General features: G+C 44.9%; 14 protein-coding genes. 2 read left to right on the top strand and 12 right to left on the bottom strand.

From position 1 onward, the window contains the following. Positions 1–480 precede the first annotated feature (480 nt). The 12 genes from VXK47_RS02335 to VXK47_RS02280 all read right to left on the bottom strand — a co-directional run bounded on the left by VXK47_RS02335 (position 481) and on the right by VXK47_RS02280 (position 9477). On the bottom strand, positions 481–642 hold the full coding sequence (locus VXK47_RS02335; RefSeq protein ID WP_435547164.1) for a hypothetical protein: 162 nt from the start codon (positions 640–642) through the stop codon (positions 481–483). Further along, a complete protein-coding gene (locus VXK47_RS02330) occupies positions 626–793 on the bottom strand; it encodes a (Fe-S)-binding protein (RefSeq protein WP_435547165.1) in 168 nt (55 codons plus the stop codon). Before VXK47_RS02330 ends, VXK47_RS02335 begins: the two co-directional genes overlap by 17 nt. A gap of 105 nt (positions 794–898) precedes the next feature. After that, positions 899–1984, bottom strand: a complete 1086-nt coding sequence (arsB, locus tag VXK47_RS02325; protein WP_435547163.1) for an ACR3 family arsenite efflux transporter — start codon at positions 1982–1984, stop codon at positions 899–901. 244 nt (positions 1985–2228) lie between these two features. Then, positions 2229–2933: a cytochrome c biogenesis CcdA family protein gene (locus VXK47_RS02320; RefSeq protein ID WP_435547162.1), complete on the bottom strand. Its 705-nt coding sequence runs from the start codon at positions 2931–2933 to the stop codon at positions 2229–2231. Between the two features lie 25 nt (positions 2934–2958). After that, on the bottom strand, positions 2959–3372 hold the full coding sequence (locus VXK47_RS02315) for a thioredoxin family protein (protein ID WP_435547161.1): 414 nt from the start codon (positions 3370–3372) through the stop codon (positions 2959–2961). Continuing rightward, positions 3369–3602: a thioredoxin family protein gene (locus tag VXK47_RS02310; RefSeq protein ID WP_435547160.1), complete on the bottom strand. Its 234-nt coding sequence runs from the start codon at positions 3600–3602 to the stop codon at positions 3369–3371. Before VXK47_RS02310 ends, VXK47_RS02315 begins: the two co-directional genes overlap by 4 nt. 60 nt (positions 3603–3662) lie before the next feature. After that, a complete protein-coding gene (gene chrA, locus VXK47_RS02305; RefSeq protein WP_435547159.1) occupies positions 3663–4877 on the bottom strand; it encodes a chromate efflux transporter in 1215 nt (404 codons plus the stop codon). Positions 4878–4891: 14 nt separating this feature from the next. Next, positions 4892–5809 (bottom strand): cation diffusion facilitator family transporter, encoded by a 918-nt coding sequence (locus VXK47_RS02300; RefSeq protein ID WP_435547158.1) that lies wholly within the window; start codon positions 5807–5809, stop codon positions 4892–4894. 85 nt (positions 5810–5894) lie between these two features. Then, complete coding sequence (locus VXK47_RS02295) at positions 5895–6500, bottom strand: FmdE family protein (protein ID WP_435547157.1); 606 nt, start codon at positions 6498–6500, stop codon at positions 5895–5897. Positions 6501–6527: 27 nt separating this feature from the next. After that, positions 6528–7991 carry a permease gene (locus VXK47_RS02290; protein ID WP_435547156.1) on the bottom strand — a complete coding sequence of 488 codons (1464 nt, stop codon included), beginning with the start codon at positions 7989–7991 and terminating at the stop codon, positions 6528–6530. Positions 7992–8024: 33 nt separating this feature from the next. Further along, positions 8025–9122 carry a permease gene (locus VXK47_RS02285; RefSeq protein ID WP_435547155.1) on the bottom strand — a complete coding sequence of 366 codons (1098 nt, stop codon included), beginning with the start codon at positions 9120–9122 and terminating at the stop codon, positions 8025–8027. 10 nt (positions 9123–9132) lie between these two features. Then, positions 9133–9477, bottom strand: coding sequence for an ArsR/SmtB family transcription factor (locus VXK47_RS02280; protein ID WP_435547154.1), 345 nt, complete (start codon positions 9475–9477; stop codon positions 9133–9135). A 494-nt stretch (positions 9478–9971) separates the two neighbouring features. On the opposite strand from VXK47_RS02280, the gene radC reads away from it, so the two are divergent. Together radC and VXK47_RS02270 are read left to right on the top strand one after the other, a co-directional pair. Beyond that, the gene (gene radC, locus VXK47_RS02275) at positions 9972–10673 is read left to right on the top strand and encodes a JAB domain-containing protein (protein ID WP_435547153.1); all 702 of its coding nucleotides are present in this window, start codon (positions 9972–9974) and stop codon (positions 10671–10673) included. Positions 10674–10675: 2 nt separating this feature from the next. After that, positions 10676–13453: a type I restriction-modification enzyme R subunit C-terminal domain-containing protein gene (locus VXK47_RS02270; RefSeq protein ID WP_435547152.1), complete on the top strand. Its 2778-nt coding sequence runs from the start codon at positions 10676–10678 to the stop codon at positions 13451–13453.

Below are 13453 nucleotides of genomic sequence, written 5' to 3'. Positions count from 1 at the left end.
GGCTTTTTAATTATAATTACATTATCGTTATTCATGGTGTGTGTATCCTTTCCTTTTTTTTGGTCGGTTAATTGCCTCGGTAACAATCAACCGATGGATACACCACCTATCTCCCTAAACACAACTTTTGATTATATCTCTAGTCATACTTACGGGCCACGGTTCTGTTGAAGCGGGAGTTGAAGGGATGCGATTGGGGGCTTTTGATTTTATAATGAAACCGGTTACTATCAATGATCTTATTGAAAAGATCAACCAGGCATATCAGCGAAAGTTAATAGAGGCAGAAAAAATTAAATGATAAACAACAAAATTCCAATAGCAAACAACGTATGTCGTACATCGATTTCTGTTATTTGCTTTAATTTGGAATTTAATATTTCAAACTGTATGATCACACAGCACATTGGATAGTTGTTAGCGTGTTTTGTTAAGAAGTCCCATGACGGTCATATTGTTAACAGCCTGCCAAGTGTATCCTTAAAAAGCATTCCTGATAAACATGTTTTCATCTGCCTCAAAAACACGATAAAATGCTTCAGTAACTGTAGGCTCAACATCCTGCACTACCTGTTCGGCTTCTTTTATCTGTGTCGTTAAACCATATTTTGCACTGCAAACTCCTTTAATTCCATGCTTCAAACTTAAACTTGTTCAGATACTCCTCAAGCTTTATCTTGTTATTCCTGATGAGTTGAGGACAATCTTCCGACCCCTTTGCGCCGTCAGCCACAAGTGCTGAGAAAACCATGCAGGTGGATTGACCGCATTCGCGGCAATTGGTCCTTGGCAGAAGCTTCAGAATCTCTATTATCTAATGAACAGATTCAAATCCGGGATTACACTTCGCTCTGAAGACTTCCTTTATATAGCTTTTAAGAAGCATTGCTTTTTCCTCTTATTGCTCACAAGTTAAATGACATATACCGGTTGGAGTTGCTTTGGTAAATGGAAAATACTTTCTTTTAAACCACAGCGCAACATTTACCAGGCTGATCAGGACCGGCACTTCCACCAGAGGACCGATAACTGCGGCAAAAGCCACACCGGAATCAATGCCGAATACAGCAACTGCAACGGCAATGGCCAGTTCAAAATTGTTGGATGCAGCGGTAAAGCTTAAGGTCGTGGTCTGTTCATAGGTGGCGCCGGCCTTCATTGACAGATAAAAGGATACGAAAAACATGATGAAAAAATAGATACAAAGCGGGATGGCTATACGAACGACATCAAGCGGAAGCTCAACGATATATTCTCCCTTGAGAGAAAACATAACCAGGATTGTAAACAACAGGGCAATTAGTGTAATCGGGCTGATTCTTGGAATGAATTTTTCTTCATACCATATACGGCCTTTAGTCTTGAGCCCGATCACACGGGTAATAACACCTGCGATAAATGGGATGCCGAGGTATATGAAAACGCTTTTAGCTATCTGCCCGATGGATATATCGACCACAGCTCCTTCAAGCCCGAGCCATTGCGGAATTACTGTAATAAAAATGTATGCGTAAAGAGAAAAAAACAGAACCTGAAATATAGAATTAAAGGCTACAAGCCCTGCACAGTATTCCGTGTCTCCTGCGGCAAGATCGTTCCATACTATGACCATGGCAATACAGCGGGCAAGCCCGATCATAATCAGGCCCACCATATATTCATGATGACCGGATAGAAAAGATACGGCGAGAAGAAACATCAGTATCGGGCCGATTATCCAGTTTTGAACCAAAGAAAGAGCGAGCACTTTAAAATCGCGGAATACGTAGCCCAACTGTTCATACTTTACCTTGGCAAGAGGCGGGTACATCATAAGTATCAGCCCGATTGCAATAGGTATGTTGGTAGTGCCTACCTGAAAATGGTTAATCACGTCCCTAATACCGGTAAAGAAATATCCGCCGCCTACTCCGATGAGCATGGCAAGAAAAATCCAAAGCGTTAAAAACCTGTCCAGAAATGAAAGACGTTTGATCTCCGACATCGTGGGCCTCCTCCTATAGACTTTCAGATAAAATTTTTGGACTGCGTTATCAGTCGCCCCCCTTCGACAGCGTACCAACTGTACGCCTTACTCAGGTGGGCTCCTTCCGGCCTTGCCAAAAACATTATCCGAAAGTCTATAATTTTATATTTTTTTTCTGATACCAACTTACAAACTTACGAGCTTACGAGCTTATGAGCTCATGAGCTGTTTTTACCTTATCCCTGTACCTTGTACCCTGAACCTATGCCAAGAAAGGGCTTACAATGAAGTATACCCCCAACAAACCTATAACTATTCCGGCTCCTTTTCGGAACCAGTTGCCGTAATTCTGCCACTTACTGTTTTCCGTTAGCTTGCGCACCAAGGCTGTTGAACTTCCGGCAACAACAATGGGTAAACAGTGCCCCAACGCAAACAGAACAATCATGATTATCCCTGTAAGGATTTTTTGCTGGATAGTAATAATAGCCAGTATCGGTGCGATAAACCCAAAGGTACATGATCCGGACAGAATGCCGTAAGCAAGTCCCAGCCCGAATGCCCCGTGAAGGCCTCTAAAATTCAGGCGGTAAAGCAAGGAACCGGACATTGAGAAGGTCTCAACTCCCAGCATGCCCAAGGCAACAAAAAGCAGTACACAGCCGACGAGTACCTGCCACCATAGGCCCACATCGCCCAACATCCTGCCCAGCCATGCGCAGATTATGCCGATAAGAGCAATAGAAATAAAAAGCCCTATAGTAAAAGCACCCGCATACCATACTGCCTGTCGTGGATTAACGGCTTTTTCCTGACCTGCTACATATGCTACAATCAGTGGAATTGAGGCCAGATGGCAGGGGCTGAACAGCACGCTTACGGTTCCCCATAAAAAGCATCCCACAAAAGCCAGGCCTGCGCCACCGGTCATCCATTGGTTAACTGTCAGAAAAAATGACTCGATCATAATCTTTCCTTAGATTGGGACTTGGCTATTTTACTCCCATTTTGTCAAACTGCCGTATAATATCGGCTTCTTCCATAAAACCCAGATGCCGATAGACTTCCTTTCCTTCTTTATCGAAGAAAATCTGAGTTGGTATCGCCCGGATTCCAAACCTTATGGCCGGTTCGCGATCTTTCCAGACATCATAAAAATGAACAACCGCTTTTCCGGCATATTTCTTTTCCATTTTTTCCAGAACAGGCGCCATCATCTTGCAGGGAATACAGGATGTTGCTCCCAAATCTATCATAGTTACCATGCCTTTAGCAGGAATATTGTTTACAGGATCTTTTTCTGCAAAAGCAGCCGTGGAAAAGACAAATAATAAAACAGCCAATGCCAATACCGTCAATTCGCCAATGTTTCTTTTTATAGATATACTGTCTAATAATTTCTTCATTTTTTTATCCATGATTTAATGTCCTCTTTTCTTGGGATTTTCCCGGAGCTTTTAACTTCGCCGTCTATTACAACAGCCGGAGTTCCGAAAACTCCGTAACCGGCGATTTTCATAATATCAGTCACTTTTTCTATGTCGGCGGTTATGCCTTCTTCGGCAACAACCTGCCTGACAAGTTCTTCAGCTTTCACACATTTTGAACAGCCCGGTCCTAAAATTTTGATTTCCATTTTTATCCTCCTATTTTACAGATAATTGTTTTGCAGATAATAAGCAATTTGAAGCAGTTTTCACGGAACCGCTCCTATTGCAGCGAGACCTGCGCCAAGTGCCAGAACAAATGCGGGATGCCACTTAAAGCGAATGAGCAGTGCCAGCGCCGCAACCATTAAAAGCAACATCCGCCAAGAAGGGATGGCGGAGCGCCAGAGAAGGAACGCGGCGGACGCCACCAGCCCAACGACCGTTGGGGCCACACCGGACAGAAAATCCTGAGCCCGTGAAGATCCTTTGAAATATTCATAGCCGATAGAAATAATCGCCATTAAAATCATTGCAGGCGTAAACAGCGCCACAGTAGCCAGCACAGCGCCAGGAATGCCCTGCAAGCGGTAACCGGTAAATGTGGCCAGAACTGCGATGGGCCCTGGCGTGAGATTACTGATGGCGACGCCGTCGATGAATTCACGAGGTGTCAGCCAATGGAAATATTCAACGATTCTCTGGTGCAAAATGGGAATAAGAACAAAACCGCCGCCGAAAAAGACCAGTCCAATCTTCAGAAAGGCCAGCCCTAAAGTGGAAAGAGAGGCGGCGGTGCTTGATGCCGCCAGGGGAAGGGCCGCGGATGCCATTATCCCGGTTTTTGGATGGTCTTCATTTTTTAAGTTGCTCCCGGTATCTGTATTTTTCTGATCAACATTTGGTTTCATGCGTTTTCGCCCGATCAGAAGTCCGATAATGCCTGCCGAAAGTAGCACCCATATCGGATTTATTTTAAAGGTTCCTGCAATGCCGCCGGCCAAGGCAAAAGCAATGGCGAGCCATCCGGTCATTGACTTGCGCCCCATAGACCAGGCTGCTGAGAGAATAAGCGCAATTACGATGGGACCTACGCCCGCCAGCACCCCTTGGAGCGCTGGAATGGTGTGATAACGAAAATATAATGATGAAAGAAGAATCACCATTGTCACGGAAGGGAGCAGAAAAGCGATAACCGATAAAACGGCTCCAGGCAGGCCATATCGCCTGTAGCCCAGGAAGAAAGCGGTGTTCGGGGCAAATGGCCCCAGAATCTGCGCCAGCCCGACGCCGTGAAGGAATTCTTCAGCTGTAAACTCCTGCCGTTTCGCAACAAATTCGTGTTCCATAAGGGCGATGACCGCCATGCCGCCTCCGAATCCAATGGCCCCAAGCTTCAGGAAAACGCTCACCATGCTGGTAAGGGATAGCTCCGACGTCCCGGAATCCGTAGCAACAGAATTTGCAGCCTTTTTGAATTTCATGAAGTGAATCCTTTTCAATTCTTATTTTTGTTGCAGGCCAGTTGGCACAACAATGCGCCGTCTCCGCACTCATTGGACTCAAATTGCAGAACCGGGTGATTGACTCCGAAAGTTTTCAGGAGTGTATCCCGGATTGTACCGCCCAAGTGATTTACGGCGCTTAAGAGTTGATCCGGAACCACAATGTGGCAGGTAAGAGCCACCAAATCACCGCCTATAAGCCATGCATGCATATAATGAATGCCCATGACGCCGGGAAGAGCTTCAAGTGTTTCCTTGACAGACATCAGATCCAGTCCCCGGGGTGTCCCGTCCATTAAAACGTGAACCGATTCCTTAAGAAGCGAAAGACAATTCACCAGAATATACACCACGATCATAAGGCTTAATACCGAATCGAGCCATAACCATGGTGTGAAATGCATAACAACGGCGCCGGCCAGAACAGCCACGGATGTCATAAGATCTCCCATCATATGAAAAAAAGCGCCACGTATATTCAGATTATGTTTCGAATCCTTATGCAGAAGCCATGCGGAGAATCCGTTACCAGCTATGCCGACAAGCGCAAGTACAGCTATAAGCCCGGCTTCGACGGGAGAAGGATTCAGCAGACGTTTTACTGCTTCAAAAGCTATGATAACCGCTGTGCCGCCAAGAAGCGCAGCATTGACCACAGCGGCGATAACTTCAATACGGCGCAGACCGAAGGTATGACGATGTGTTGGGCTTACCTTTCCAACCAGGTGAGCGGCATAGGTGATCATCAGTGCTGTGAAGTCGCTGAGATTATGAACCGCATCGGAGATAAGCGCCATGCTGCCTGCATAAATTCCTCCCCAGATTTGCGCCGCCGGAATCAAAAAGTTGATAAAAATGGTAATTAAAAGCCGCTTACCGGTTGTGTCAGCATGGCTATGGCCGTGCTCCATCGGTTTTCTCCTCTATAAAAGAAATGTGTCTATTCAGATTTCGGGATATCGATGCCGGCCTTCCATGATGATTCCGGCAAAAAGTCTATCCCTTCTCGCTGCATGGGATGCATAAAAGACTGCCTTCCGGGCCTTGCTTCAGCTTGTCCGTAAAGACGGCTTCGCCGCATCTGGCGCACCTTTTGGTTTCGAAGTTCGCTTTGCCTTTAGGCAGATTTTTAAAGAATACCTTGCTCATGTTGATAAAATCGGCCTCAGGCAAAGAGAGAATCCGCTCCACCTGGGGCCGTGTTATTTCCGCTGAAATATCCTGAGGCGGAACTCCTTCCTTTCTCTTCTTTACAAAGGGAGAAGAGAGCGCCTTTTCAAAGAACTCCGGCTTGAGCGAGACCCGGATGGCGCGGCCTGTTGTTGTATCAATCAGGGTAAAAGCCATTTTGCCGTAATTCAGCTTTTTTATGTTCGACTTGCCGTAAGTAGCGCCAGTGGCAACCATGACCCCGTCCACAAAGCAACCCGCGGCATGCCCCTCTCCGGTTTCGGCTTCCACTACCAATTCCTTATCCTGTGCCCGATTCACGCCAAGGCTATTCAAAGCGGCGAGGCCGGCTCTGATTCCCATCGGCATGGCAGGGCACTTGTGTCCGTGAAACTTCAAACCGAGTTCATAAAGTTCATTCAATTCATTCATTGCATACCTCCTTATAAAGTAAAAAAATCAGCAGGCCGCATCGTCAGCAGCATCACTGAGCCGGTTAACCAGCCAAAGCGTGCAGGAAAGCACTGCCAGAAACCCGATTAGGTACATCACTACCAGCGTAATACTTGCACCATCTATCCATGAGCCGTAAATTAAACCTGCCAGGGTGCTGAAAAGCGCCACCCAGCCCACATATACCCACGCTTTTACCTTGCCAATGATGGTTGCTGTAATCAAAATGCTTTGCAGGCTCAGTTCGGGGTCAGCCATAAGATACGCAAGCAAAGGCCCTCTGTGCATACCCAGACTAAGAAACATTTTGGCAATCGGCACTTCGACAAGAGTCGGAAAATACATGAATACGCCAAAAACCACACCAGTCAGATTGCCAAGAATTGTGTTTTTTCCTGCAACGGCTTCAATCCATTCGGGTTTGATAAGTTCGCGAAGAATTCCAACTGCAAACACACCGACCACCAATAAAGGGAAAATCTGTTTTACAAAATTCCATGATTCCCATAGAAAGCTTTGTGTTTCGCCATTATTAAGATATTTTCTGCACATCCAGACAAGAATGATAAGCGTTACGAATACCCCGATGAATTTACCGTTTATGAAAATATCCAGTCCGCCGGTATGCGGGCTCATACCCACAGCGGCTATGAGCAGAGTCAACCCAACCAGAGCAAGTGAAATCCATGTCCAGCGGTTAAATCCGTCAAATATATTTTCAATGCCTTTCCACGAAGTAATCCCAATAAGAGCCAATAAGCCGATTAAAATTGCGCCCTGAGCGGTGACACCCTCACCGCCTTTGGCCGGATCAAAAGGAACGAGGCGGAAAAGAAAATTCTGAAATTTATCCATGCCTGAAACAGGCAAGGTAAATGTAGCGTAAGTGTTGGTCAATAGACTAACTTTGAGTGTGCCGGAAAGCAGCAGGGCAAGGAGCACCAGCAGGAATATCAATGCCGATCTGTGCATTGTACCATGGCCTGCAAACATGTTATCGGTAGCTTTGTCATGGGCGGCATCCTCTTTGCGGAAAATGAGCGCCATAATCATGCCGATTCCGATTCCGAATGCCAGCGAAAGAAACAGCCGCGCAAACGCCAGATCCGCGCCTATTATACCGCCAGTATAAATAATCGCCAAAATGTTGGAAGCAGGAGCAAAAAAAAGAAAAGTAATAGCCGGGCCAATCCCGGCTCCTTTTTTGTGAATACCCGCAAATAATGGCAATATTGTACATGAGCACACCGCCAGCAACGATCCGGCCATGGCGGAAGCAGGATAAGAAATAAACTTTGGTGTGCTGCGTCCCAAAAAGCGTGCGATTGCCTCTTTGGGAATAAGTGCTGTCATTGCACCTGCGATAAAGAAAGCCGGAAGCAGACACAAGAGAACGTGGGCAGCAAGGTAAGAGGCCAGATTGCCAAGGCCGCCTTTTAGCAGAATAGTAACAAAAGAGATGTTATTCATATTAATTTATATAAGTTATGAAAAGTATTGGCATCATATCAGCACATTAAAAAGATATCCTACAATCAGGATTCCAAAACCTACAACCCCTGCAAATGTTGCAATCAGTACAGGTTTTAAAACTTTTCGCAGTATAACCATTTCAGGAAGCGACAGAGCGATCACAGACATCATAAAGGCCAGCACTGTTCCAAGCGCCGCCCCTTTTTCAATAAGCGCGTGAACAATTGGAATGATGCCCGCCGCATTGGAGTACATTGGAATACCAATCAAAACAGCTATGGGGACAGACCACCAGGCGCCTTTTCCCATTACAGAAGCCATAAATCCTTCGGGTATATATCCATGAATACCCGCCCCTACGGCAATTCCCGCCACAACATAAATCCAGACTTTACCGACAATGTCTTTAACCGCATCCATGCCATACTGAACCCTGTCAGCCCATTTAAGCTTTTCTTCAGCCATTTGGTTTTCGCCTGCCTGAATTTGTAAAACCCAATCTTCAAGATGGCGTTCCATATGCAGTTTTCCTATAATCCATCCGGCAATCATCGCAATAAGAAGGCCCGTAATAAGATAAATGGCGGCGATTTTGAAGCCGAAGAGTCCGTAAAGAAGCACTATCGCAATTTCGTTTACCATAGGAGCTGCAATCAAAAAGGAAAAGGTTACTCCCAGAGGAACACCTGTGGTTACAAAACCGATAAAAAGGGGAACTGCGGAACAGGAACAAAATGGTGTTACAATACCCAGAAAAGCTGCCAGAACATTACCGATGGATTCCCTTTTTCCTGCAAGAATTGCGCGGGTTTTTTCAGGTGTGAAAAAAGATCGTACTATACCTACGCCAAAAACAACCAGCGTTAAAAGCATCAGCACCTTTGGTGTTTCAAACAAAAAGAATTCGACCGCACTGCTCAGATGATTGCCTTCAGGAAGACGCAGAACCAGGTAGGTTATTACCCGTGAAAAATCGGATAACCTCTGATAGATAAGCCCCCAGATGATAAGAAGCGGTATGGCGTAAAGTATATATCTGCCAGTTATGTGTTCCTTAATGTGTGCAGCAGGTTTTTTGTCATCATCGGATGTTGCCGCACAGCAGGATTTGTGATCTGTGATTTTCATAATAACGCCCTTAAATTTTACAAATATCTTCCCTTCGTATTTCGGGAAGTTTAAATATCATAGTGGCAATTTCGGGATCATCCGAAAGCCAGTGCCTTAAATTGCCCAAAAAACTGGCTGCATAAGGGGAACTGCTTCCGTCCGTAAGCTGATAATTAACCCACAAACCGTCTTTTGCCGAATATACAAGACCGGCATTTTCAAGAATTTTAAGATGCTTCGAAACGCTGGGCTGATTAATCTGCAAGATCTCCCGCAATTCACATACACACATTTTCTTATGCTGAAGCATTTTTATTATCTTTACTCTTGCCGGATCAGAGAGAGCCTTTGTAACTTTTATAAATTCCTTCATAAGTTTTCCTTTTATATATATTCTATAATTGGAATATAGTTCATGGCTGTTATTTGTCAAGTTAAATATCATTGCCGCATTTTATTTTAATTTTATAAAAGTATATTCTTTATTTATTATACCGACTATCTCCGGATTCTTTTTATTTCGGATGGCGAAAAACAATGGCAAGCCTTTCTTTCAACCGGGCATGACATGGTTTCAACTAGTTACAAACTGGATTCCCGCCCAGAAGCGTCATGGGGATAGCAAAATAAGAAGTTTTACAATTGGCTCTCACATATTGCGTATTTCCTAATAGCATACCTTTTTTATATATATCTTAAACAATAATTATTTGATTTTAATAAGATATTATTGTAAAAGATAAGCCATTTAACTATTTTGATATTTTAAAAAGAATCAAAAGCAAACATGACATATTTTTCTTTGCAATCTTGCCCATTGGGCTGAATGGAAAAATGAAAGAAGCGAAATAAAAGGAATAACCGGACGTGAATAAGGAAAGTAATCCAACGGGTATTAAGAGCTGGCCAAAGGATGACCGTCCAAGGGAAAAGCTGCTTAAGAAAGGTGCCGGGTCTCTGAGTAATTCGGAGCTGTTGGCAATTTTGCTTCGTACCGGTGTTGAAGGCAGCAGCGCCATTGATCTTGCCCGTCAGATTATTGATAAATTCGGCACATTTCGCAATATGAGCCATAGCGATATTCGCGAGTGGAAAAAATTCAAAGGAATGGGTCCGGCCAAAATCGCACAAATAAACGCTGCCCTCGAAATCGGGAGGCGTTTCCGTGAAGATGAAGTAATCAGTGCCAGGCAACAGATTGTTTCCGCTCAGGATATTGTCAATATCATTATGCCGCAAATGCGTGACCTTAAAACCGAAGTATCCAAGATTGTTTACCTTAACAGTGATAGCAGAATTATTGACATCAGCGATGCGGCTATCGGCACAGTTAATCACGCAATTCCTATTGTCCGGGAAATCATCCATGCAGCCCTGCAAAAATTTACGACTTCGATTATTTGTATCCATAATCACCCAAGCGCCAATTTAACACCCAGCCATGAAGATAAAAAGTTTGCCGCTAAACTTACTGATGCAGGTAAATTGATGGATATCAAGGTTCTTGACCATATCATTATTGGAGATGACAGTTATTACAGTTTTGCTGAACATGGGTTAATGGAGTAATTATGCCTAATCAGGACCCGGAACAGATAGCACGCGATAATATAGACAGACAACTGATTGATTGCGGCTGGGTTATTCAAAATAAAAATCAGATTAACCTGAATGAAAGCCTTGGTGTAGTGATACGAAAGTACTATACCCAGGAAGGAAAACAACTCGATTACGCCTTGTTTGTAGATGGCAAACCTGTTGGTGTTATTGAAGCAAAAGCCGAAGATAAAGGATTTCAACTTATACAGGCAGAAGATCAGTCTAAAGATTATGCCGACAGCAAACTGAAGCATCTCAATAATGATCCTCTGCCCTTTGTCTATGAAAGCACCGGCACATTAACCCGGTTTACAGATTATCGTGATCCAAAGCCCCGTTCAAGGCCGGTTTTTACTTTTCACCGGCCGGAAACTTTCCGGGAATGGTTAAAACAAGGCAAGCCTTTACGACAGCGGGTGTTCAATATTCCATCTTTGCAAACCAAAGGGCTGCGGGAATGCCAGATCATTGCCATCAACAAACTGGAAGATTCATTCCGCACAAATCAACCCAAAGCACTCATTCAGATGGCCACGGGTTCAGGAAAAACTTTCACGGCCATCACGGCTATTTACCGTCTGCTCACTTACGCCAAAGCCAGACGGGTGTTGTTTCTGGTGGATACAAAAAACCTTGGCGAACAAGCCGAGCAGGAATTCATGGCTTATCTGCCCAATGACGATAACCGCACGTTTTCCGAATTGTACGGCGTGCATCGTTTGAAATCAAGCTTTGTGCCGACTGACAATCAGGTTTACATCAGTACCATTCAGCGTTTGTATGCGATCCTGAAAGAAGAAGATTTGGACGAAAAAGCCGAAGAGACAAACCCGGGTGAAATCAAATGGGAAAAGCGGAAACCGGTGCCGGTGGGCTACAATGCCAAATTGCCGATTGAGTTTTTCGACTTTGTGGTTATAGATGAATGCCACCGCAGCATTTATAATCTCTGGAAACAAGTGCTGGACTATTTTGATGCCTTTTTGATTGGCTTAACTGCCACACCCGACAACCGCACCTTCGGTTTTTTCAACCAGAACATTGTCAGCGAATATACCCACGAGCAAGCCGTTACAGATGGCGTGAATGTGGGCAGCGATGTATATCTTATCGAAACGGAAATTAGCCGCAAGGGAAGTATGATCTGGAAAGGCCAGTATGTGGATCACCGTGAAAAACTCACCCGCAAAAAGCGCTGGGCGCAGTTGGACGAGGATGTGGTTTATTCCCAAACTCAACTCGATGACAAAGTCGTCAACCCCAGCCAGATCCGAACCATCATCCGCGCATTCAAAGAACATTTGCCTGAAATGTTTCCTGACCGTATCAATGAAAAAGGAGAGTTTGAGGTACCAAAAACACTGATATTTGCCAAAACCGACAGCCATGCCGACGATATCATACCGATTGTGCGGGAAGAGTTTGGCGAAGAAAACCGCTTTTGTAAAAAGATCACTTACAGCAGCGAAGATCCTAAAAACACACTGGCGCAGTTTCGCAACGACTATCATCCCAGAATTGCCGTCACCGTGGATATGATCGCCACCGGTACCGATGTCAAGCCGCTGGAATGCCTGCTTTTTATGCGGGATGTAAAAAGCCGCAACTATTTTGAGCAGATGAAAGGACGGGGTACACGCACCATTAATCCGGATGATCTGAAGAAAGTAACGCCTTCAGCCAAATACACAAAAGACCATTATGTGATTGTTGATGCAGTAGGCGTTACAAAAAGTCTGAAAACCGACAGCCGCCCCCTGGAGAAAAAGCCGGGCGTGCCGCTTAAGGATTTACTGGCGGCCATTACCGTTGGAGCAAGAGATGAGGAGCTGTTCACAACTCTTGCCAATCGTCTTATCCGTTTGGAAAAGCAGCTTACGGAAAAAGAAAAATCAACTTTTGAACAAAAAGCAAACGGCAAAACTATAAAGCAGGTTGTTAAGGAACTGCTAAACGCCTATAACCCCGACATATTGGAAGACCTGCGCCTGAAAGTTGAACAGGAAAATCCCGATACAGCGCCTGTAAAAAAAGAAGAAAAGGTTAAAAGTTTGACTGCTGCGTTGCAAAACCGGGCGGCAGGCAGTTTTAACGGTGACCTCAACGAATACATTGAAAACGTGCGCAAAGCTCACGAACAGATCATTGATCTTGTAAACCCCGACAAGGTTACCGCAGTAGGCTGGGACAAAGACAATAAAGACAAAGCGTGGGAACTGATAAAAACCTTTGCCGACTGGATCGCTCAACACAAAGACGAAATTACCGCTTTGCAAATCTTTTACGCCCAGCCATACCGGAGGCGCGAACTAACCTTTAAGATGATTAAGGAACTTGTAGATACCATTGTTGCCGACAAACCAGTGCTTGCACCTTTGTCCGTGTGGCGCGCCTATGAGCTGCTGGAAAGTGTAAGCGGTCAACCCAAAAACGAACTTGTGGCCCTGGTTTCCCTTATCCGCAAAGTAGCGGGCATTGACAATACGCTCACCGCTTATGACAAAACGGTGGACAGGAACTTTCAGAACTGGGTATTTAAAAAACAGGCAGGCACACTGAAATTTACCGAAGAACAAATGCAGTGGCTGCGGATGCTCAAAGACCAGATTGCCAATTCGGTGCACGTTGATGTCGATGATTTAGACTACACACCTTTTGATGCAAGGGGCGGCAAGGGGAAGATGTGGCAGCTTTTTGGCAATGAGACGGAAAATATTATCAACGAATTGAACGAAGCATTGGCAGCGTGA

This window comes from Desulfobacterium sp. N47 (assembly GCF_051233685.1).
Lineage (GTDB): Bacteria > Desulfobacterota > Desulfobacteria > Desulfobacterales > RPRI01 > RPRI01.
This window is presented reverse-complemented; position numbering and strand designations above follow the sequence as displayed.

What these genes read in the sequence shown, in the direction of transcription:
- arsB (WP_435547163.1), bottom strand. Translation starts at nt 1,984, where the DNA reads ATGTCGGAGATCAAACGTCTTTCATTTCTGGACAGGTTTTTAACGCTT.
- VXK47_RS02320 (WP_435547162.1), bottom strand. Translation starts at nt 2,933, where the DNA reads ATGATCGAGTCATTTTTTCTGACAGTTAACCAATGGATGACCGGTGGC.
- VXK47_RS02315 (WP_435547161.1), bottom strand. Translation starts at nt 3,372, where the DNA reads ATGAAGAAATTATTAGACAGTATATCTATAAAAAGAAACATTGGCGAA.
- VXK47_RS02310 (WP_435547160.1), bottom strand. Translation starts at nt 3,602, where the DNA reads ATGGAAATCAAAATTTTAGGACCGGGCTGTTCAAAATGTGTGAAAGCT.
- chrA (WP_435547159.1), bottom strand. Translation starts at nt 4,877, where the DNA reads ATGAAATTCAAAAAGGCTGCAAATTCTGTTGCTACGGATTCCGGGACG.
- VXK47_RS02300 (WP_435547158.1), bottom strand. Translation starts at nt 5,809, where the DNA reads ATGGAGCACGGCCATAGCCATGCTGACACAACCGGTAAGCGGCTTTTA.
- VXK47_RS02295 (WP_435547157.1), bottom strand. Translation starts at nt 6,500, where the DNA reads ATGAATGAATTGAATGAACTTTATGAACTCGGTTTGAAGTTTCACGGA.
- VXK47_RS02290 (WP_435547156.1), bottom strand. Translation starts at nt 7,991, where the DNA reads ATGAATAACATCTCTTTTGTTACTATTCTGCTAAAAGGCGGCCTTGGC.
- VXK47_RS02285 (WP_435547155.1), bottom strand. Translation starts at nt 9,122, where the DNA reads ATGAAAATCACAGATCACAAATCCTGCTGTGCGGCAACATCCGATGAT.
- VXK47_RS02280 (WP_435547154.1), bottom strand. Translation starts at nt 9,477, where the DNA reads ATGAAGGAATTTATAAAAGTTACAAAGGCTCTCTCTGATCCGGCAAGA.
- VXK47_RS02270 (WP_435547152.1), top strand. Translation starts at nt 10,676, where the DNA reads ATGCCTAATCAGGACCCGGAACAGATAGCACGCGATAATATAGACAGA.